This window comes from Nocardia sp. NPDC055165, assembly GCF_053606985.1.
The window spans coordinates 318,700-337,664 of sequence record NZ_JBSGSS010000008.1 but is presented as its reverse complement, the minus strand read 5'-3'; the positions used below and the strand labels follow the sequence as shown (position 1 = coordinate 337,664).

Here is an 18,965-nt window from a genome sequence, read left to right as displayed (position 1 = left end):
CCTTCGTGTCCTACGGCCAGGGAGCGCTGACGCGCGCGAGTTCGGCGTCGGCGCTGTCGACGGGCTTGGGTTGTTGGAAGATCTCGACGGCCATCGCGACCATGACCAGCGAATACACCAGGTGCAGCAGGTGTATCGCGTCCTCGGGCAATTCCTCGAGCGAGAACTTGTCGCAGTAGGAGAGGGCGTCCTCGACGCGCGGGAAGCACGCGTCGTAGAAGTCGATCAATTCCTGCATGGGACTGGCCAGGCGGCGGGCGTAGCGCTCGGCTTCGGTCTTCAGGCACCAGTCGACGGCGAACCGTTCGAGGTCGGCGAAGGCGGGCGGCAGCATGGTCGATGTCATCGCGCATCGGCCCCGGCGAGATCGTGCCGGTAGACGTCGACCCAGTCGGCGACGGTCTTGTGGAAGTGGCGCACCAGGATTTCCTGATCATTGACCGGGAAGTGGGTCAGGCCGGCGGTGCGGTACGCCGATTCCAGCGCGGTCTGGGTGCCGGTGAGCATGCCCGCGTCCTGGAGCGCGAACTCCTTGAAGACGACCGAGGCGACCTCGTGCTCGACCCGTTCGCGGACCGTGCGCGCGGGCTGGAAGCACAGCATTCCCTCGAACCGGTGGGAGTGGTAGGAGGTCGGCCAATAGCGGTAGAGCAGATACCAGCCGCGATAGATGAGGATCTCGATATTGGGGAAGATCTGGAAGTTGTCGATACCCCACGGCTCGATCCGGCCGGGATTCAAGCCCTTGGGCAGCTCGCCCAGCTCCGGCGACTCCCACGGGCCGACCAGGCCGCTACGGGTCACCCGTTCGATCGGATACATGAACTCCGGCGGCATCGTCCAGCGTCGCGCGCCGCCGGTGGAGACCATCCGATGTGGGCCGTCGACCTGGAAATGCGCGCACTCGAAACCCTTGCCCGGGGTGCGCACCGCGCTGGGAACCTGCTGCGAGTGCAGTCCGGGCACGTGGTAGTACTCCTGGAACGCGTCGGCGAACAACTTCCAGTTACTCTGGTTGTCGGCGCTGAATTCGTACCATTCGGTCATCTTGTCGAACGGGTAGCCATCCAGATCGGTGATCATCGGGCCGAGGAATTCCCGCAGTGTCTGCCGCGGTGTGGCGTCGAGGTTGACGAAGATGAAGCCGGCCCACACGTCGCAGTGCACCGGACTCAGGCCGAGCTGCGTTGTGTCGAGGTCGAAGAACTCGTTCTCCTGCTGGACGAAGTTCAGTGACCCGTCGAGGCCGTAGCGCCAACCGTGATACTTGCAGGTGAACTGGCGGCATATTCCCGAGGTCTCTTCTTTGGGAAACTCGTTCCAGACGAGCTTGTTGCCGCGGTGGCGGCACACATTGTGGAAGGCCTTGACCGAACCGTCGTGATCGCGCACCACGATGATCGACGCGCGCGCCACATCAAGCTCTTTGGTGAAGTAACTTCCGGTTTTCGGTACCTGTTCTACGCGACCCACATTGAGCCAGGCGCGCTTGAAAATGGCCTCGCGCTCGAGTTCGAAGAATTCCGGCGACACCGAATCCTCGAACGACATCATCGACGTTCCGAGCTCGGGATAGTGCTGAGTCCAGGTGCCTTCGGGCGGTCTCGGCCATCGATGGCGCGCGGCCGGTTCGTGGACGACTTTGCTCATGATCGTTCCTCCTGTTCGGGGTCCGGTTGCAGGGCAACGCTGTTGAACACCATCGCCAAACACAGATAGGAGCCGGCGACGAACAGCAGCTCGATCAGCTGCCGACTGTCGAAATGGAGTTCGAGCTGGGCCCAGACGGCGTCGTCGACGCGATGTCGATCCAGCAGTTGGTCGGTCATCGCCAGCAGTGCGCGCTGCACCGGCGACCACACCGGTGCCTGCGGTCCGTAGCGCACCGCCTCGATCTGCTCCGCGTCGACGCCGAGCGACGTGGCGATCCGAACATGCTGTGCCCATTCGTAATCCGACTCGCTGCGCCAGGCGACCCGCAGGATCACCAGTTCGCGGTCACGTGGGTCCACGGTGGGACGCTCGATCAGCAGACCGTTGTAGGCCAACCACGCACCGGCCAGTTCGGGGTGATGGGCCAGCACGCCGAGGACGCCCGGCATCGCCGGGGCATCGGGTGCTCCGGAGAGGTACCGATCGGCCGATTTCACGTGTCCGCGCAACATCGCGCGCGTCTTCTCGTCCCACTCCCGGACCGGCAGGGGCACCAGTCGAGCAGCGGCGGACAGGCTCATATCACCGACCCGCCGTTCACGCCGAGGACCTGCCCGGTGATGTAGCCGGCTTGCTCCGAGCACAGGAAGACACACGCGGCGGCGATGTCCTCGCCGGTTCCCAAGTGCCCGACCGGGATCGCCGCGGCCATCACGGCGCTCGCGGGCAGATGGCCCGCCGCCTGCGACTGGCGCGACATGGGCGTATCGATGCCCGAGGGCGGAATCGTATTGACCGTGATACCGGCGGCGGCGTACTCGCGCGCCAAGGCCTTGGTCATCGCGAGGACAGCGCCTTTGGACGCGGTGTAGTGCACCATGCCCGGCGACCCGCGCTGCGCACTCGACGACGAGATCGTCACGATACGACCCCATCCGGCCGCGACCATGTCCGGCACAACGGCTTGCGCGCAGTGGAACACCCCGTTCAGGTTCACGTCGACAACGCGGTTCCACGCCTGTGGCGTGATGTCGGTGAACGGCGCGAAATCGACGGAACCCGCACTGGTGACGAGGATTTCGATCGCGCCGAACTCGACCCGGACCTTGCCGATCGCCTCCCGGACCGCGTCGCGATCGGTGACATCGACCGCGCAGGCCATCGCCGTCGCGCCGGTCGCGCGCAACTGTTCGGCGACTCGCTGCGCGGCCGCGCCGTCCACGTCGAGGACCGCGACCCGATGTCCGGCAGCGGCGAACGCCACGCAGATCGACAGGCCCATACCGGAGGCGCCGCCGGTGACCACCGCAACCCGAGCTGGTGACCGGCCGCCTACCGCCGCCGAGGCCGTTGTGGCTGTGTTGCTCATATCCGTGTTCCTCTGCTCGTCGGCAAGGTGGGCCGTCGCCGGATCCCAGTGCGGGATGGCGCCGTGGTCGGCGCGGGGGAGGCACATCCTCCAGGGATGGGGTGGGTCGCGATGGACCAGCCGTCGGTGGGCTGCAGGAATGGCCGAGAAGGCTCGTTCCTTTATTAATCGAGTGCTCAATTTGAGCGAGTGATTAAGATATACGTGACGGCGCTCACCACTGTCAAGAGTCCGATTCGTGAACCGGCCTTGTCAGCGATCGCGGCCCCGCACGGCCGTAAACTGGTGAACCCCAACACCGCTGGGCGCTGTCTGACCATGAACCGCGATCCACGCGACAGACCACAGCGCCTGTCGCACGACAGACAGGTCTCCATGTGAAGCCCGAGCACAGCTCTGACGCCGAGAACTCCACATCCCGCTCCGCGCTGCTGGACGCGGCCGAGCGCATCATGCTGGAGGAGGGCTACGCCGCCGTCAGTTCCCGGCGTCTCGGTACCAGGGCCGGGGTGAATCCCGCGCTCGTCTACTACTACTTCGGCAACATGGACAACTTGTTCGTCGAACTGTTCCGGCGAGGAGCCGACCGTAGCTACGAACGTCAGCTACGGGCGCTGGAATCGGCCCAGCCGCTCTGGGCGCTGTGGGACTCCATTCATGACCAGTCGCACACCGCACTGACCATGGAATTCGTCGCGCTGGCAAACCACCGGAAGGCGATCCGGGCCGAGATCGCCGATTCCTCGCGCCGATTCCGCTCGCTTCAACTCGACGCCGTGGCCGAGATCCTCGCCGGCTACGGCGCGAGCGCGGCCGGCTACACGCCCGGCGCCCTGGTGTTGCTGATGTCGAGTATCTCCCGCTTCCTGCGGATGGAGGAAGCCTTCGACGTCGACACCGGCCACGCGGACGTCGTCGATCTCATCGAGTCGTTCCTGCGTGAAGTCGAGGGGGAGCGGCGCGACCGGGTGCGCTGAACCGATTCGCCGGATTCCGTTTCCCGGCGCTTCTCGAGTGGTACCGTCTGCGACCAGTAACACGGTTACTACTCGAGAAAGGCGCCTCTGCTCGGGGCGACGACAGCACTCATGATCACTTTTTCTGCCCGTGCGCATCGGCGCGCCGGACTGATACTGGCCGCCGCGCTCCTGGTGTCGATGGGCGGGGTGACCGCGCATTCTGCGCCGCCCGCGACCCGCGCCGACTGCCTGCCCGGCTCGGCCCCCGAATCCGGGCTACAGGGTGACGTTCCCGCCGCCGACCGTGACAGCGGTCGTTCTCGGGACGGATTCCGGTGCAACATCCGGCTACTCGGTGCCGCGGGCGGCCGGGGCGGTGGCATCACCTCGGTGACCTTCGACCACTGCGCCTACGTCGGCACATTCTTTCCCGGTGACCTACTCGGACCCGACGCCGGCGTGCAGGTCATCGATGTACGCGACCCGGCCGCACCCGTGCACACCGCCACACTGACCGAGCCCGCGATGCTGGCGGGAACCTGGGAGAGTTTGAAGGTCAACAAGGCTCGCAAACTGCTGGTCGGCGCGGGCGTGCCCTTCCTGACCGGCGCGGGTCTGCTGTCGGTGTACGACATCAGCGACTGCGCGCATCCGCGCCTGCTCAACCCGGGCACCGGGACCGATCTGTCCTTGCCGCTGCCGATCACCGCTCATGAGGGCGGTTTCTCTCCGGACGGTCGTACCTATTGGAGCTCGGGTACAGCGCCCGGCCTGCTCAGCGCGGTCGACCTGACCGACCCGGCGAATCCGCGAGTGGTGTGGCAGGGCCTGCCCGGGCTGTCCATGCACGGGGTCGGCGTCTCCCCGGATGGCAACCGCCTCTACCTGGCGAACAACCTCGGCGGGATGAAGATCCTCGACATCAGCGCGGTCCAGCGGCGTGACCTCGCACCGCAGGTGCCCGAGCTCGCCGATCTGACCTGGTCGGACGGCTGGGCGACACAGCACACCGTTCCGGTGACATACGGGGGAGTGCCCCATGTGTTCGCCGTCGACGAAGCCGGGTCCGGTGGGGTGAAACTCATCGATGTCTCCGACGAGCGGCATCCGCGGATCTCCGGCTCGATCAAGCTCGAGATCAACCAGACCGAACACCAGGACTCGCTGCTCGCTTCAGCCGGCGGTGGGTCGCTGTTCTCCTACGACGCGCACTACTGCGCGGCCGACCGGCCCGTCGATCCCACGGCATTGGCCTGCGGCTGGACCTCGTCGGGAATCCGCGTCTTCGACGTGCGTGATCCCGGAAAGGTCAGCGAGATCGGTTATTTCAACCCGCCCGCCCGCACCGGAGAACATTTCGCGCTGTCGAACTCATCGCACGCGCTGGCCTCGATCATCGGTCTGCCGCTACTGTCGGCGCCCTCTGTCGCGCAGGCGATCCTGCGGGGCGAATTCGATCCGGAGCAGGCGCTGAGCGCACGGACCGGCGCGGCCGTCGGGGACCTGTCGACCGACTGGTGCTTCTCGCCGCCGGAATGGCGCGGAAATCAGCTCTGGACCACCTGCGCCGACAATGGATTTCTGGCGCTCGAACTCTCGCCGCAGGTCTACACCCCGCCGTCCGACCAGAACTCGACCACCGGATCATGATCAGGCGCAGCGGATTCCGCTTCGCCGCGTTCGGTGCGCTCGCCCTGCTGCTGCTCGCGATGGGCGCGGCGCTGCGGCCCGTGCTGCCCGCCGGCGCCACCGCACCGGCGGTTCTGAGCGAAACCGAGGTCGGTTTCGTTCAGGACATGGTGGCCCATCACGGCCAGGCACTGGTGCTCACCCAGCGGCTCGACGCCGACGCTGATCCGTTCGTCGTCGGTCTGGCCCGGCAGATCGCCGACAGTCAGCGCACCGAACTGGGCATGCTGCTCGGTTGGCTCCGCTTGGCCGGCGCACCGGTTGTCAATCCGCGCCGGATGGCGTGGATGCCGGATGCCGAACAGTCACACCGGCATTCGGGCACCGAGACGGACCGGACGATGCCGGGGACTGCCTCGGCCGCCGAACTGGACGAGCTTTCCGTCGCGCGCGGAACACAGGCCGAGATCATTTTCCTGCGGCTGATGCGGCGCCATCATGCCGGTGGGGTCGAGATGGCCGCCGCTGCCGATGCGCTGCTCACCGGAGGCGAGGTCGACCGCTCGGCCCGCGAGATGGTGCGCACCCAGGGGCAGGAAATCGGGCTGATGTCCCTCCTGCTGAACCGGCGCGGGGTCTGACCCGTGCCTGGACAACGACACGATGAAGGTACCGCTATGTCTACGATGACCCGCCGTTCCCTGTTCAGTGGTGCCGCCGCCGCGGGCTTGCTGCTCGCATCGTCGCGTGCCGCCGCGGAGAACGGGACAGCCGCCCGCACCGGTGGTGTCCCGCTGACCAGGGAGGAACGCAGGGTGGTGGTGATCGGCTCCGGCTTCGGCGGCGGCGTCACCGCGCTACGACTGGCCCAGGCCGGGGTGCCGGTGCTGATGCTCGAGCGCGGGAAGCGCTGGGTCACCGGGCCGAACGCGGAGACCTTCCCGCATGCCACCCAGCCCGACAAGCGGTTGCTCTGGCATCGCTCCAGTCCGACGCTATTCGGTACGCCACTGCTGTTCGAGCCCTACACCGGACTGGTCGAAGCTGTCTCGGGCAGCGGGATGACGGCGCTGTGCGCGGCCGGTCTCGGTGGCGGATCACTGGTGTATCAGGGCATGTCGCTCCAGCCGACCCGCGAGGTGTTCGAAACGCACTTCCCGGCCGGGCTGAATTGGCAGCAGATGGACCAGGTGTACTACCCCCGCGTCGCGCGCATGCTCGGCCTCGCCACCGCGCCGGACGAGCTGGTCGACAGCGCGCCCTACGCGGCCGCACGGGTCTTCGCCGATCGGGTGCGCGGGGCCGGGATGCCGCTGTCGAAGATCCCGATGCCGATCGACTGGAGCTACGCGCTGGCCGAATTGCGTGGGGAGATGAAACCGTCCTACACCAACGGCGACGGTGCGATGGGCGTGAACAACGGCGGCAAGAACACCGTCGACGTCACCTATGTCGCGGCCGCCGAGGCAACCGGGAAGGTGGACGTGCAGACCCTGCACGAGGTCACCGACATCGAGCGGGCGCCCGACGGTCGCTGGGTGGTGCGGGTCGACCGTCTCGACACCGCGGGCGTTGTTCAGGAGAACAAGATCATCACCACGGGCACCCTGGTGCTCGCAGCGGGCAGCCTCAACACCACCCGCCTGCTGGTGCGGGCCGGCGCCACGGGCGCGATCCCGGATCTGCCGGACGAACTGGGCAAGGGCTGGGGCACCAATGCCGACCGCATCTATGTCTGGCGCGATCCGGCGGCGGGTTTCGGTACCGCGCAGGGCGGTCCGGTCGTCTACGGCAGCAAGAACTGGGACGATCCGCACTCGGCGTTCACGGTGATCCAGGCGTCGCTGCCGCCGCTGTCGATGGACGCGGGCAGCACCATGCTGGTCGGCTACGGCGTGAGCGAGAGCCGCGGCGAATTCGTCTACGACGCGGGCTCGGATGCCGCGACACTGCGCTGGCCGTCCGACGGCGATCAGGCTATCCAGGTGGGCCACATCGACCCCGCCGTGCGCCGGATCGCGGGACCGAGCGCGCAGTTGCTCGACACCAACGCGGTCTTCCCGTCCACCTGGCACCCGCTCGGCGGCGCGAACATGGACAGCGTGTGCGATCTGGACGGTCGGGTGCGCGGTCAGCGCGGCCTCTACGTGCTCGACGGCGCCCTCATGCCCGGCAACACCGCGGCCTGCAACCCGTCCATGACCATCGCCGCGATCGCCGAACGCGCGGTGGATGTCCTGGTGCGCACCGATGTGGGTGTCGTGATCTGAGCAAGGGACGCGAACGAGAACGGGCGGGCGCTGTCGTATCGACCCGCCCGCCCGTCGTTCGCGAGGCTACGGTGCTGGAAGTAGTTGCTCGCCATAGACTTCGAGGCAGCGCAGCGCCAGCTCGAGGTGGACCCGTCGGCTCTCGATCGGATGACCCAACCGGCGCTCCGCCTGCTTGAGCCGGTACCGGACGGTATTGCCGTGCACGCCGAGCCGGCTCGCGGCCGCATCGATATTGCCTCCGGCACAGAGGAATTCGAACACGGTGTCGCGGAGACGGGCGCCTTGCTCGCTCCGATCGGCGAGTTGCCCGAGTTCGCGTTCGATGAGCGCGCGCACGGACTCGATGTCTCCGTCGCCGGTGAGCAGGCAGACCAGGTCGATGTCCTGGTAGGCGGTGACCGCGCCGGAATTCTGTGCGCTGGTCGCGATCCGCTGAGCGGCACAGGCTTCCAGATGGCTTCGCCGAAAGCCCGCCACGCCGGGGCGGGGGGTGCCGAGCGCGAGATGAAGGTGTGCGCTCGGCGGCGGCGCCACCGCGGCGATGTCCGGGAGATGCGACGTCGCGATCCAGGCCCACAAACCGTGGACGCCACTGCTGATCAGGAGCGGAGGGGGCGCCCCGAGTGCGCGCGCGATCTGGGCCGCGTAGTCACGCAGCAGACCGGTGGCGTATCGCGCCGGCACCTCGGGGTCGGTCCAGAGAACAAGCGCGACATGGACGTTGTCCATCGAGTGTGCGAGTTTGTCGGGCGAATCGGCCGGTGGTGCCGGTTCCCCGCGCAAGATGGCCTGCACGATCTCTGTGCGCTGGGCATCGGAATTGCGGGTGTGGTGCTCACGCTCGCCCATGTAGGCGGCGACGATGCCGTCGAGGCAGGTATCGAGCCACAGGGTGCTGTGCTCCCAGAAGATGACCAGGACAGCCCCGCGCAGTTCGGGATCGGGGATCTGCTGGTGCAGCACCTGGGTGATGTATCGCCACAACCCCCGCTGCGCGGCGCGGTAGGTCTTGAGCAGCATGTCCACGCCGTAGCCGCGGCGGGCCACGGTCCGTGCGCCGTTCACTGCCTCGGCGGGTGGCCGCGCCTCGAACTGCGTGCGCCCGATCACCGCGAGGAAGCCCAACCAGTGGGCTCTGGTGGCCGCCCGGACTTCTCGATGGACTTCGACGTCGGCGAGGTAGTGCGGGAAGGTCTCCTGGATCGCGGAGTCGACGGCGGACAGGATCGGCTCGGACTCGGCCTCGGATCGCATCCGCAGTGCGAAAGCCGTGAGCCATTCGAAGGCCTGCGCCGTGTCCTCCGCGGACGCGGGCATCGGCTCGCGGACGTGGCGTTGCGTGCGCGGGATCGCCGTCTTCACCGCACGGTCAGGTGGTGGTCGCGCCGGGTCGGCCGCGCGCGGCGCCCGGATGTGCTGTCGGAGGGAGCGGAAGCCGGCATAGGTGCACCTTAGCGCAACCGGACTGTTGTGTCCGGATGTTTCCCGGTCCGCGATGGAAGGCGGGTAGAGATTGTGGGGGCGTACCAATCGCGCATTCGCGGTTGGAATGGCGGACAAATGTCTGACATTCGTTTGGTAAGGCAGGGTTTCGCTGCTAGATTCGAATAGGTCAACGCCGGGCCGCGTATGAATTCCGTACAGTGTGGTGCCGGAAGCTGTCTGGCGTCGGCTCAATTCTTCGAATTGTTGATTCAACAATTCTTCAGGTGATGGGCGCGCGTCGACGGAGCTCGGGCGCGCGCATCGACAGCGGCGTCCGGCGCCGTTCGGTGCCGGATGGGATCGGCCGATGGGTAACGTTGGCCGGATGAGCTCGCCGCGCCGTACCAACAGGGGACCTGCTGCCGCCGCGGAGAATCGTCTCGCCCTGCTCGTCGCGGCGAAGGCCGCATTCGCCGAACACGGCCTGGACGTTCCGCTGAACCTGATCGCGCGTACGGCGGGCGTCGGTCAAGGCAGCCTGTACCGGCACTTTCCGAACCGAGAGGCGATCATCCTCGCGGTCTTCGAGGAGAATCTCGGCCAGCTGGAGTCGATGGTCGCCAATGTCGACTCGACGCTGGACGAGCTGCTGGCGGAGATCTTCGACCAAATCGTCGAGGTTGCTGTGCTGTTCGATCTGTTCCGTGTCGCGGACAGCAGCGACCCGCGCCTGGTGGGCATCATCGCCCGCCTGTACGCCTTGCTCGACGAGAAACTCGCCGACGGCAGCCGTCGTGGCAGTGTGCGCCGGGGCGTCACCGCCGAGGAGATCTTCCTCGCCGTGGGAATGCTGGGTGCGCTGCTGAACAAGACGCCGGAATGTGAACGGGCATCGGTGGCGGGCAAATGCCGGGGCCTGTTGCTGCACGCCCTGTGTGACTAGAACTCGAGTACTTGACGGAGCGGGGCCATTTCGTCAACAATACGTTCCAGCAACCGGATATTCGTGTCCGGTTGTGGTCGGGAATTCGTGTCGATCCCGTACTCGGCCTCGTTCGAATGGCTGCTGGATTCCATCCGGTGGCGGTATCAGATTTCAGGGGAAATTCTTGAAGAATGCACGCTCGGTCGCCCCGATGATGTCGGCGATCGCCGCGCTGTCGGTCGCGTTCGCCTCGACCACAGTGTTCGCGCCACTGGTCTCTGCGGCATCGGACCCGTTCTACAGCTACCGCGACGACACGCCGCTGGCCGACCTCGCGCCCGGAGCTGTCCTCGACAGCCGGACCACGACCTATCACCTCGTCGGCATCCCCACGCCGATCACCGCGGTGCAATTGCTGTACCGGACCACCGATGCCCGGTATCGGCCGAGTGCCAACGTCACCTCGATCCTGATCCCGCCCGGTGGAGTGGATCCGACTCGGGCGGTCGCTTACCAGTCCTTCTATGACTCGCTCGACCCGGAGCACGGACCCTCACGCTCGATCGCCGGTGACGTCAGCTTCGGCGGTATGGTCCTGACCTCGGAGGCCACGGTGATCGCGGACCTCCTCGCGCGCGGCTACACGGTGATCATCGCCGATACCGAAGGGCAGCAAGCGAATTTCGCGGCGGGGCCCGAGTACGGCATGAACACACTCGACTCGATCCGCGCGGCGGTCCGTTCGGAGGCCACCGGGCTCACGGCGCAGACACGGATCGGTCTGGTCGGCTATTCCGGCGGCGCGATCGCGACCGACTGGGCCGCGGCGCTGGCGCCGGACTACGCCCCCGATGTGAACGCCGAACTCGTCGGCGCCACCCAGGGCGGCTTGCTGGTCAATCCCGCGCACAACCTGCGCTATGTCAGCGGCAGCGTCGGCTGGTCCGGTGTCGCCGCGATGGCGGTCATCGGTGTCGCGCGCTCCTATGACCTCGATTTCTCGCCCTACCTGAGTGCGTACGGCGCGCAGGTCGTCGCCGCACTGCGGTCCGCGTCGATCGCCAATGTGCTGTTCCAGTATCCCGGCCTGTCGTGGCAGCAGATGGTCAAGCCCGAGTACGCCGACCCCAATAGTGTTGCGCCCCTTGTTGAAGCGGTCGAGAAGGTCAACCTCGCGAACGCGCCGACCCCGACCATCCCGCTCTACATCGCCCAGGGTGCCAACGGGGTCATGGAAGGTACGGACGGGAGCAAGCCGACGGTCGGCACCGGTGACGGCGTCATGGTCGCCGGAGATGTCCGTCGCCTCGCCCGCCGGTACTGCGCGGACGGCAACCCCTTCGTCGAATACCGGCAATACGACGAGCTCAGTCACATCCCGACGTTGGCTGCCTGGACTGTCGGCGCTGTCTCGTGGATCGATGCGCGCTTCGCCGGCGAGGCCGCTGGATCGAGTTGCGGCACGATTCCCGAGGGCAACTCGCTGACATCGGATCTGTGATGTCGTGCTGCCGGTCCCGGCGATCGGCAGCACGGCCGGGTGGACTGCGTCGACGGTGGTGCGAATGATGGTGGCGCGCAGGCGGGATTCAGGACGCCGGAGGAGTCTCGGCGCGCGCCGCGAGGAAGTCGTCGACGATCCGAGCGCAATCCTGCGGGGTCGATGCGCGTAGACCGATGAGCTTCGCGAAAACGAGTGGCCCGACCAATTGCGACAGTACGAAGTACGTGTCGAATTCGCCCAGTTGCCGGTGGGCCTCGGGGGTATCGAGCACCTGGTCGAACGGCACCCGATAGTGGTCGATGATGCGCTGGCGCAGCGAGCTTACGGCCGCGTTGTCGGCGTTGTGGTCCGAGCCGGTCGCCAGCCACGCCAAGGTCGACACCTGCAGTGGCGTGTCTCGAATCGCCTCGGCCTGGCGTTCCAATAGGGCTATGAGGCGCTCGCGCAGCGGGCCTTCGGGCGGGGTCTCCAGGGCCGACGGCAGCAGCCGTTCGATGGTGGCGGCGCGTAGCTGAATCGCGTTGTCGAAATGCCGGTACAGGGTGGTTCTGGCGACCTTGGACAACCTGGTCACGCCCTCGACGGTGACCGCTTCCACGCCGCCGTCCTGGAGGAGCGCGGAGGCCGCATCGAGTAGCCGGGCGCGTGAGCGCACCCGGCGTGGGTCGACCTCGGCGGCGTCAGTTCCGCTCATATCGTCCAGTATTCCTCTGCCGGTGGACCTTTCCCACGGTCTACCTCCCGTCAGATACTTATGCTACACATAGTAGCGAAGCGATACTGACAGTAGCGGAGGCCCGATGGTTCCCCCCGGACGCGACCGATTGTCCGCGGCCCAGCGTTGGCTGCTCACCTTGTCTTGTCTCGCGGTAGTTCTCGTCACCTCGTCGATGGCCGCGCTGTATACGGCGTTGCCGGAGATCGCGGCCGACACCGGGGCGAGCCAGGCCGAACTCACCTGGATTGTCGACGGCTACACGCTGGCGCTGGCCTGCCTCGTCCTGCCAGGGGGTGCGATCGGTGACAGGTACGGCAGGCGCGTCGTTCTCGTCACGGGGCTCGTCATCTTCTCGTTCGCTTCAGCGGCTCCCTTGTTGCTCGACAGCCCGACGTGGCTGATCGTCGCGCGGGTCGTGACAGGAGTCGGCGCGGCGCTGGTGATGCCGTCCACGCTGTCGTTGCTGACCGCCGGATTTCCGGAGGAACGGCGGAGCAGCGCGGTCGGATTGTGGGCCGGTGTCGCGGGCGTCGGCGCGATCCTCGGCATCCTCGGTTCGGGCGTTCTGATCGAAAACTGGTCTTGGGCTTCGATCTTCGCCGGGATGGCGGTCGCGGGCGCGATGCTCGCGGTGGCAGCCTTCACACTGCCCGAGTCGGTGGACACCTCGAGGTCCGCGATGGACCCGCTCGGTGCGGTCACCAGCGCCGTGGCGATCGGTGCGATCGTGGTCGCGGCGATCGAGGTGCCCGTACGCGGCTGGCTCGATCCGATAGTGATCGGCGCGACCGCTGTAGGGCTGACCGTGGCAACAGCTTTCGTCGCTATCGAACGACGGGTCGCGCACCCGTTGATCGATACCCGGCTCTTCGCGCACCGGGGCTTCGGCAGCGGCACCGCGATAGTGACGGTGCAGTTCCTGGTCACCTTCGGCCTGTTCATGCTGGTCGTGCAGTACTTTCAGCTGATTCTGGGCTACCGTCCGCTGATGTCGGCACTCGCGCTCGCTCCCATGGGCATCCCGATGGTGGTGATCTCCGTGATCGCGCCCAGGGTGGCGGAACGGGTTGGCCTGCGAATCCCCGCCTCTGCCGGTTTGCTGGCGATCGGGGTCGCGATGCTCATGATCGCGCAAGTAGATTCGCACACTTCCTATGGGGACCTCCTCGGCCCGTTGCTGCTGATGAGCGCGGGGATCGGTTTGTCCACCGCGCCGGCGACAGCGGCGATCGTCGACGGCACCCCCGTGCAGAAGCACGGTGTAGCCGCGGCGGTCAACGATGCCGCCCGTGAAATCGGTGCCGCCATCGGCATCGCGATCGCGGGCAGCGTGCTCGCGGCGGGTTACGGCGAGCGCATCGCCCCCGCCCTGCCCAGCCTCCCCGAGGCCGCGCGTGAACCGGTCGGTGACTCGCTCGCGGCCGCGCTCGAGGTGGTGGAGCGCGTGGGCCCGCCCGCGCAGCAGCTCGGCGATTTCGCGAAGTCCGCGTTCATCCACGGCATGCAGGAGTCCGCGACCGTGCTGGGATTCCTGACCATCGGGGCGGCCGTACTCATCGCCGTGTGGGCGCCGGGCAGACGCCGCACCGACAAGACCGCCGAAACCGTGGCCTCGCGCGGATAGGTCACGGCGAGAACGATCTCCGCGTTCGGTCGTGGTGGTACGAAAGGTGCCGGGCGCCCGGTGGGTGTAGGACGATGAGGGCGTGAATGCTCCTGCGCCCGGGCCTGTTTTCGATGTCATCGCCGTGTTGAACGGTGCGGTGGACCTGCGGTCCTATCCGCGTCGCAACCTGGTGCTGAGCTCACCGCAGACCGGCGGCTTTGTGTTCGGTTCGGCCGCGTATCAGCGCGCGATCTTCGAACCTGTCGTGCACCTGCTCAACGGTGTCGAGATGCTCGAATCGCAGGGGTGGCAACTGGTCAGCGTGGTCGAGCGCAACATCGACAACGTCTACTACACGCTCGCCTTCATGCGCCGGATCTGAGGCGGATCCAGCCACGACGGTCGCCTGACATCGCTGTGGCCGGTGAGCTCGAGGCGAGCCGACCGGTCCATCACGCCCTGGCGAGACGATCATTCAGGGAGGGGTTCCGCCTCGCCGATGTGGCTCATGATCACCACGGCCTGCCTCAGCAGGGTGGCCTGCTCGTCGGAGAGCTTGCTCAACTGCCCGGCGAGCCAGGCATCACGAGCCGAGACTTTGTCGGTCAGCAGTGACCGGCCCGATCGCGAGGCCGCGACGACGACCTGCCTGCCGTCGGACGGGTGGGGTCTGCGCTCGATCAGTCCCAGCGCGGCCAACGCGTTGATCGTGCGCGTCATCGATGGCGGCCGCACTCCTTCTTTGACGGCGAGCGCGCCCGAGGACATGGCGCCGTCGCGGACGAGGGTGGTGAGCGCTGAGCGTTGGACCAACGAGATCGGCTGGTCGGTGTGATGCAGGCGCAGGAGGCGATCGAGTCTCACAGTCAGTAAGGACAGCGCCCCGGCCACAGCCGCGGTATTCGAGTTCGGTGACACAATCATGAACTTTACGAACAAAAATGCCCGCTGTCCCGGCCGGGGACAGTCCTCAGCCGGGCGGGACAGCCTGCCGAAGCAGCTGCGCCAGTTCAGGACAGCCAATCGTCGAGGTGGGGGAGCTCGGTGGCCACAGTGCCGGTGAAGCGAGGTGGGCGCTTCTGGAGGAAGGACATGATGCCTTCGCGGAGGTCGGCACTGGAGAAAGCGTAGGAGATGAGGCGGGCGTCGAGTGCGAAGACGTCGTCGGGGGTCTTGTCGCCGGACATGGCGACCAGCCCCCGGCGGATGGCTGCTACGGAGACAGGGGCGACCTGGGTTGTCAGTTCGGCGGCAAGGGCCCGAGCGGCGGGCAGGAGGTCTTCGGGGGCGTGCAGGCTGGTGACCAGGCCTGCGGCGAGGGCCTCGTCGGCGCCGAAAACGCGGCCGGTGATCATCCACTCCTTGGCTTTGGCCAGGCTGACGATGCGCGGCAGGAACCAGAGCGAACCACCCTCGGGGAACAGGCCCCGGCGGGCGAAGACGAAACCGAAGCGAGAATCGGTTGCGGCAAGGCGGAAGTCGGCGGCGAGGGTCATGGAGAGGCCGACGCCGATGGCAGCGCCCTGCATGGCGACGATGACGGGTTTGTTCAGGTCGGTCATCGGGCGCACGACCCGGGTGGACCATTCGACCCAGTCGGGATCGGTGACGTCCTCCTCGGATCCGTCCGCTGTGAGATCCATGCCGACGCAGAAGTCACGCCCCTCGGCGGCGAAGATCACCGCGCGAACGGCGTCGTCGCGGTCGGCTTCGGTGAAGGCAGCGCCGAGTTCGTCGGCCATCGCGGTGGTGAAGCCGTTGCGCGCCTCGGGACGGTTCAGCGTGATGGTGGCGACAGCCGCATCAACGCTGTAAATGATGGTTTTGTAGGACAATTCGACTCCTCGGTTCAACGTTTGCCGGATGCGGCGGACACGAGCAGCTCGACCATGGCGGTGGCCTTGCCGGACTGTGGCGGGTCGCCGGTGATGATGTCGCTCCAGACGAAAGCTTCGCCGACGCGCACGATCGCGTAGGCGAGATCGCGGACTTCGATACGCGGATCCAGATCGGGCAGGTCGGTCAGTCGTGATGCGACCCAGTCGATCATTCGGCCCTGGACGACGGAGTATCCGGAAGTCAGTACGCGCAAGCCGTATTCCGGGTCGTCGGCGACGAATCGGGTCAGCGGTTCGAAGGTGCGGACCGTATCCGCGAGGGTGCCGAAGTGGCGGACGAAGCGTCCGGCGGGATCCTCGGACACACTCGCGCCACGTGCCTCGACGCGACCGATCGCCTCCGCGATGATCCGCCACACCACTTCACCGATGACGACTTCCCGGCTTCCCCACCAGCGATACAGCGTGGCGCGGCCGATCCCGGATGTCCGGGCCAGCTGTTGCATATCGATTCGGCGGCCCTCGAGGAACCACCGGCGCGCGAGGTCGACAACATCCTCGCGCGCCGGTTTCGCAGGCGTGCTCGAGGCCGGGTCCTCCGGTTGCGGCGACGAACTTTCGCCGCTGGTCACGACTACGGCCTCGTCAGCTCGGCGTAGCGAGCGAGGTGGTGGTCAGTGGATCCGAATTCGTGCTCGATCGCGGTCAGCCGCTTGAAGTAGTGGCCGACGGCGAGTTCTTCGGTCATGCCCATCGCACCGTGTAGCTGAACGGAGTTCTGGCCGATGAATCGAGCGGCACGGCTGACGGTGACCTTGGCCGCGGATGCCGCCCGCGCCCGAACCGCCGGTGCCGCGTTCAGTGCGTGGATCGCCAGATACGCTGCGGCGATCGCCTGCTCGAGCTCCATGTACATATCGACCATGCGGTGCTGCAGAACCTGGAAGCTGCCGATCGGCTGACCGAATTGCCGGCGTTGCTTGGCGTATTCGACGGTATCCGCCACCACCTTGCGCATGCATCCGACCGCTTCCGAGGCGATCGCCGCGATCGCCTCGTCGGCTGTGGCCTCGATCGACGACCATGCCTGGCCTTCCGCTCCGAGCAGTGCGGCGGCGGGCAATCGGAATTCGGTGAAGGTGATATCGGAACCGGCCCGGTCGTCGATCGTCCGGTAGGAGTGGATTTCGACCCCGGCCGGCGGATTCGCCGCATCGAACTCGCTGAGGAACAACGAGATGCCGGATTCGTCGCGCCGGGCACCCGAGGTGCGCGCGCTGATGATCAGATGGGTCGCCAACGGCGCACTGGTCACGACGGTCTTGCTGCCGTCGATCACCCACGAATCGCCGTCGCGGCGCGCGGTCGTCGAAAGATCGTGCATCGCATGACCCGACGTCGGCTCGAGTGCGGCGAACGCGGTGCGCGCCGTACCGGCCACGATCTGCCGCACCAGTGCATCGGCAGCCGTCCCGCCGCAGCGTTGCAGCAGACCCGCCCCGATGATCACCGTGTCGACATAAGGTTCGACGACGAGCGCACGCCCGAGTTCCTCGGCGATGACCATCATTTCGACCGGCCCACCGCCCATACCGTCGACATTCTCGGGCAGGGTCGCACCGAGGATGCCCAACTCTTCGGCGAAACCGCGCCACACCGCGGGCTGCCACCCCGCGCCGGACTTGACCGCGCTCCGACTCTGCTCCAGGTCGTACCGGGCACCGAGGAATCCGGCCACCGAATCACGCAGGAGTTCTTGCTCTTTGGTGAAGGTGAAGTCCATCAGAGCCCCAATGCTGCCTTGGCGAGAATATTTCGCTGAATTTCGTTGCTGCCCGCGTAGATCGAGCCTGCCCGGTCGTTGAAGTAGCGCAGCGGTGCGACGGCCTGCCACTCGTCGCCGCTGCGGTAGCCGTCGGCCGGTGGCTGGAATCCGGCGATCGGGCCGCCGGGTTTCGTCGCATGCGGTTGGTACACCCGCCCGCGCGGTCCCGCTGCCTCGAGTGCCAATTCGGTGATCTTCTGGCTCAGTTCGGTGGCCAGGATCTTGAGCATCGACGAGGCGGGGCCGGGGTTCTTGCCCTGCGCCAGTACCGACAGCGTTCGGTACTCGAGGATCTCGAGTACCTCGGTGCGAATCCGTGCCTCGGCCAGCTTCGCCGCGAAGGTGGCGTCATCGATCAGCGGATTGCCGTCCGGGCCGGTCTGCCCGGCTGCCGCGGTCGCGACTTCCTGGGCCATCACCTGCAACATCGGCGACAGTGCCCCACCACGTTCGTGTACGAGCAGATACTTCGCCACGGTCCAGCCGTCGTCGATCTGGCCGAGCACATTGCTTTTCGGCACTCGGACGCCGTCGAAGAAGACCTGGTTCTGCACCTGCTCACCGGAGGTCATCACCAGCGGGCGGATCTCGATACCCGGCGAGGTCATATCGATGAGCACGAAGGTGATGCCCTCCTGCTTCTTCCCCTCGCGCGATGTGCGCACGAGGCAGAAGATCCAATTCGCCTCGGTCGCGTGGGTGGTCCAGATCTTGCTTCCGGTGCACACGAAGTCCTCGCCGTCGTCGACGGCGGCCATCGTCAGCGATGCCAGATCGGAACCGGATTCCGGCTCCGAATACCCCTGACAGAAGAACACCTCACCGGTGAGAATCCGTGGCAGGTAGTACGCCTTCTGCTCGGTCGTGCCGAAGGCGACGATCGCGGGCGCGACCATTCTGATGCCCATCGGCGACAGCGCGGGCGCACCGGCCTGCATCAGTTCCCGGCCGAAGATGTAGTGCTGGGTGAGGCTCCAGTCGCAGCCGCCGTATTCGACCGGCCATGCCGGTGCCGCCCAGCCGCGATCGTGAAGAATGTGCTGCCACTTCATGCTGGCTTCGTGATCCGGATAGACGCTGGTCGCCAAGTGTCCGGCACGGCGTAGATCGGGTGTCAGCTTCTCGTCGAGAAAGGTGCGAACCTCGTCTTGAAAGGAGAGATCAGCTGCTGACCAGTCGTAATCCATCAACCCTCCCGGAGGGATGTGCTCCATTGCGCCCATGCAGACCTGCGGTCGCGT

Annotated in this window: 19 protein-coding genes; 8 read left to right on the top strand and 11 right to left on the bottom strand. The window is 66.6% G+C overall.

All coding sequences use genetic code 11. The features are described from left to right. Positions 1 to 10: 10 nt before the first annotated feature. The 4 genes from ACWFRF_RS19310 to ACWFRF_RS19295 are packed head-to-tail and all read right to left on the bottom strand — an operon-like array spanning position 11 to position 3,022. On the bottom strand, positions 11 to 346 hold the full coding sequence (locus ACWFRF_RS19310; RefSeq protein ID WP_379318196.1) for a hypothetical protein: 336 nt from the start codon (positions 344 to 346) through the stop codon (positions 11 to 13). Further along, on the bottom strand, positions 343 to 1,650 hold the full coding sequence (locus ACWFRF_RS19305) for an aromatic ring-hydroxylating oxygenase subunit alpha (protein ID WP_452451311.1): 1,308 nt from the start codon (positions 1,648 to 1,650) through the stop codon (positions 343 to 345). Before ACWFRF_RS19305 ends, ACWFRF_RS19310 begins: the two co-directional genes overlap by 4 nt. After that, positions 1,647 to 2,234: a carboxymuconolactone decarboxylase family protein gene (locus ACWFRF_RS19300; RefSeq protein WP_452451309.1), complete on the bottom strand. Its 588-nt coding sequence runs from the start codon at positions 2,232 to 2,234 to the stop codon at positions 1,647 to 1,649. Before ACWFRF_RS19300 ends, ACWFRF_RS19305 begins: the two co-directional genes overlap by 4 nt. Beyond that, complete coding sequence (locus tag ACWFRF_RS19295; protein ID WP_378990166.1) at positions 2,231 to 3,022, bottom strand: SDR family NAD(P)-dependent oxidoreductase; 792 nt, start codon at positions 3,020 to 3,022, stop codon at positions 2,231 to 2,233. Before ACWFRF_RS19295 ends, ACWFRF_RS19300 begins: the two co-directional genes overlap by 4 nt. A gap of 377 nt (positions 3,023 to 3,399) precedes the next feature. On the opposite strand from ACWFRF_RS19295, the gene ACWFRF_RS19290 reads away from it, so the two are divergent. From ACWFRF_RS19290 to ACWFRF_RS19275, 4 genes are all read left to right on the top strand, one after another. Further along, a complete protein-coding gene (locus tag ACWFRF_RS19290; RefSeq protein WP_378990165.1) occupies positions 3,400 to 3,999 on the top strand; it encodes a TetR/AcrR family transcriptional regulator in 600 nt (199 codons plus the stop codon). A 180-nt stretch (positions 4,000 to 4,179) separates the two neighbouring features. After that, positions 4,180 to 5,631, top strand: coding sequence for an LVIVD repeat-containing protein (locus ACWFRF_RS19285; RefSeq protein ID WP_452451363.1), 1,452 nt, complete (start codon positions 4,180 to 4,182; stop codon positions 5,629 to 5,631). Then, complete coding sequence (locus tag ACWFRF_RS19280) at positions 5,628 to 6,251, top strand: DUF305 domain-containing protein (protein ID WP_387444755.1); 624 nt, start codon at positions 5,628 to 5,630, stop codon at positions 6,249 to 6,251. The genes ACWFRF_RS19285 and ACWFRF_RS19280 overlap by 4 nt, the downstream gene beginning before the upstream one ends. A 36-nt stretch (positions 6,252 to 6,287) precedes the next feature. Further along, positions 6,288 to 7,880: a GMC oxidoreductase gene (locus ACWFRF_RS19275; RefSeq protein WP_452451307.1), complete on the top strand. Its 1,593-nt coding sequence runs from the start codon at positions 6,288 to 6,290 to the stop codon at positions 7,878 to 7,880. A gap of 66 nt (positions 7,881 to 7,946) precedes the next feature. On the opposite strand, the gene ACWFRF_RS19270 is transcribed toward ACWFRF_RS19275, so the two are convergent. Continuing rightward, positions 7,947 to 9,245 carry a PucR family transcriptional regulator gene (locus ACWFRF_RS19270; protein ID WP_452451305.1) on the bottom strand — a complete coding sequence of 433 codons (1,299 nt, stop codon included), beginning with the start codon at positions 9,243 to 9,245 and terminating at the stop codon, positions 7,947 to 7,949. 448 nt (positions 9,246 to 9,693) lie between these two features. Between ACWFRF_RS19270 and ACWFRF_RS19265 the strand changes: the two genes are divergently transcribed. Further along, positions 9,694 to 10,251, top strand: a complete 558-nt coding sequence (locus tag ACWFRF_RS19265) for a TetR/AcrR family transcriptional regulator (RefSeq protein ID WP_452451303.1) — start codon at positions 9,694 to 9,696, stop codon at positions 10,249 to 10,251. 166 nt (positions 10,252 to 10,417) lie between these two features. Next, entirely contained in the window at positions 10,418 to 11,734 is a 1,317-nt protein-coding gene (locus ACWFRF_RS19260; RefSeq protein WP_452451301.1) for a lipase family protein, read from the top strand. Positions 11,735 to 11,822: 88 nt separating this feature from the next. Here ACWFRF_RS19260 and ACWFRF_RS19255 read toward each other — a convergent pair whose 3' ends face one another. Further along, positions 11,823 to 12,431: a TetR/AcrR family transcriptional regulator gene (locus tag ACWFRF_RS19255; RefSeq protein ID WP_387444764.1), complete on the bottom strand. Its 609-nt coding sequence runs from the start codon at positions 12,429 to 12,431 to the stop codon at positions 11,823 to 11,825. A gap of 106 nt (positions 12,432 to 12,537) precedes the next feature. On the opposite strand from ACWFRF_RS19255, the gene ACWFRF_RS19250 reads away from it, so the two are divergent. Then, on the top strand, positions 12,538 to 14,079 hold the full coding sequence (locus tag ACWFRF_RS19250) for an MFS transporter (protein WP_452451300.1): 1,542 nt from the start codon (positions 12,538 to 12,540) through the stop codon (positions 14,077 to 14,079). Between the two features lie 82 nt (positions 14,080 to 14,161). Then, entirely contained in the window at positions 14,162 to 14,443 is a 282-nt protein-coding gene (locus ACWFRF_RS19245; protein ID WP_378990155.1) for a hypothetical protein, read from the top strand. Between the two features lie 89 nt (positions 14,444 to 14,532). Here the strand turns inward: ACWFRF_RS19245 and ACWFRF_RS19240 are convergent, their stop codons facing one another. The 5 genes from ACWFRF_RS19240 to ACWFRF_RS19220 all read right to left on the bottom strand — a co-directional run bounded on the left by ACWFRF_RS19240 (position 14,533) and on the right by ACWFRF_RS19220 (position 18,911). Further along, positions 14,533 to 14,985 (bottom strand): MarR family winged helix-turn-helix transcriptional regulator, encoded by a 453-nt coding sequence (locus ACWFRF_RS19240; RefSeq protein ID WP_379318283.1) that lies wholly within the window; start codon positions 14,983 to 14,985, stop codon positions 14,533 to 14,535. An 86-nt stretch (positions 14,986 to 15,071) separates the two neighbouring features. Further along, positions 15,072 to 15,896 (bottom strand): enoyl-CoA hydratase-related protein, encoded by an 825-nt coding sequence (locus ACWFRF_RS19235; protein WP_378990152.1) that lies wholly within the window; start codon positions 15,894 to 15,896, stop codon positions 15,072 to 15,074. A gap of 14 nt (positions 15,897 to 15,910) precedes the next feature. After that, positions 15,911 to 16,531, bottom strand: coding sequence for a QsdR family transcriptional regulator (locus ACWFRF_RS19230; RefSeq protein WP_378990151.1), 621 nt, complete (start codon positions 16,529 to 16,531; stop codon positions 15,911 to 15,913). Between the two features lie 2 nt (positions 16,532 to 16,533). After that, positions 16,534 to 17,682 carry an acyl-CoA dehydrogenase family protein gene (locus ACWFRF_RS19225; protein ID WP_387444771.1) on the bottom strand — a complete coding sequence of 383 codons (1,149 nt, stop codon included), beginning with the start codon at positions 17,680 to 17,682 and terminating at the stop codon, positions 16,534 to 16,536. After that, positions 17,682 to 18,911: an acyl-CoA dehydrogenase family protein gene (locus tag ACWFRF_RS19220; protein ID WP_378990149.1), complete on the bottom strand. Its 1,230-nt coding sequence runs from the start codon at positions 18,909 to 18,911 to the stop codon at positions 17,682 to 17,684. Before ACWFRF_RS19220 ends, ACWFRF_RS19225 begins: the two co-directional genes overlap by 1 nt. Positions 18,912 to 18,965: the final 54 nt, after the last annotated feature.

Bases quoted from the DNA above. Each gene is read 5' to 3' on its own strand.
- ACWFRF_RS19310 (WP_379318196.1), bottom strand. From the start codon at position 346: ATGACATCGACCATGCTGCCGCCCGCCTTCGCCGACCTCGAACGGTTC.
- ACWFRF_RS19305 (WP_452451311.1), bottom strand. From the start codon at position 1,650: ATGAGCAAAGTCGTCCACGAACCGGCCGCGCGCCATCGATGGCCGAGA.
- ACWFRF_RS19300 (WP_452451309.1), bottom strand. From the start codon at position 2,234: ATGAGCCTGTCCGCCGCTGCTCGACTGGTGCCCCTGCCGGTCCGGGAG.
- ACWFRF_RS19295 (WP_378990166.1), bottom strand. From the start codon at position 3,022: ATGAGCAACACAGCCACAACGGCCTCGGCGGCGGTAGGCGGCCGGTCA.
- ACWFRF_RS19285 (WP_452451363.1), top strand. From the start codon at position 4,180: ATGGGCGGGGTGACCGCGCATTCTGCGCCGCCCGCGACCCGCGCCGAC.
- ACWFRF_RS19280 (WP_387444755.1), top strand. From the start codon at position 5,628: ATGATCAGGCGCAGCGGATTCCGCTTCGCCGCGTTCGGTGCGCTCGCC.
- ACWFRF_RS19275 (WP_452451307.1), top strand. From the start codon at position 6,288: ATGTCTACGATGACCCGCCGTTCCCTGTTCAGTGGTGCCGCCGCCGCG.
- ACWFRF_RS19265 (WP_452451303.1), top strand. From the start codon at position 9,694: ATGAGCTCGCCGCGCCGTACCAACAGGGGACCTGCTGCCGCCGCGGAG.
- ACWFRF_RS19255 (WP_387444764.1), bottom strand. From the start codon at position 12,431: ATGAGCGGAACTGACGCCGCCGAGGTCGACCCACGCCGGGTGCGCTCA.
- ACWFRF_RS19250 (WP_452451300.1), top strand. From the start codon at position 12,538: ATGGTTCCCCCCGGACGCGACCGATTGTCCGCGGCCCAGCGTTGGCTG.
- ACWFRF_RS19240 (WP_379318283.1), bottom strand. From the start codon at position 14,985: ATGATTGTGTCACCGAACTCGAATACCGCGGCTGTGGCCGGGGCGCTG.
- ACWFRF_RS19225 (WP_387444771.1), bottom strand. From the start codon at position 17,682: ATGGACTTCACCTTCACCAAAGAGCAAGAACTCCTGCGTGATTCGGTG.
- ACWFRF_RS19220 (WP_378990149.1), bottom strand. From the start codon at position 18,911: ATGGATTACGACTGGTCAGCAGCTGATCTCTCCTTTCAAGACGAGGTT.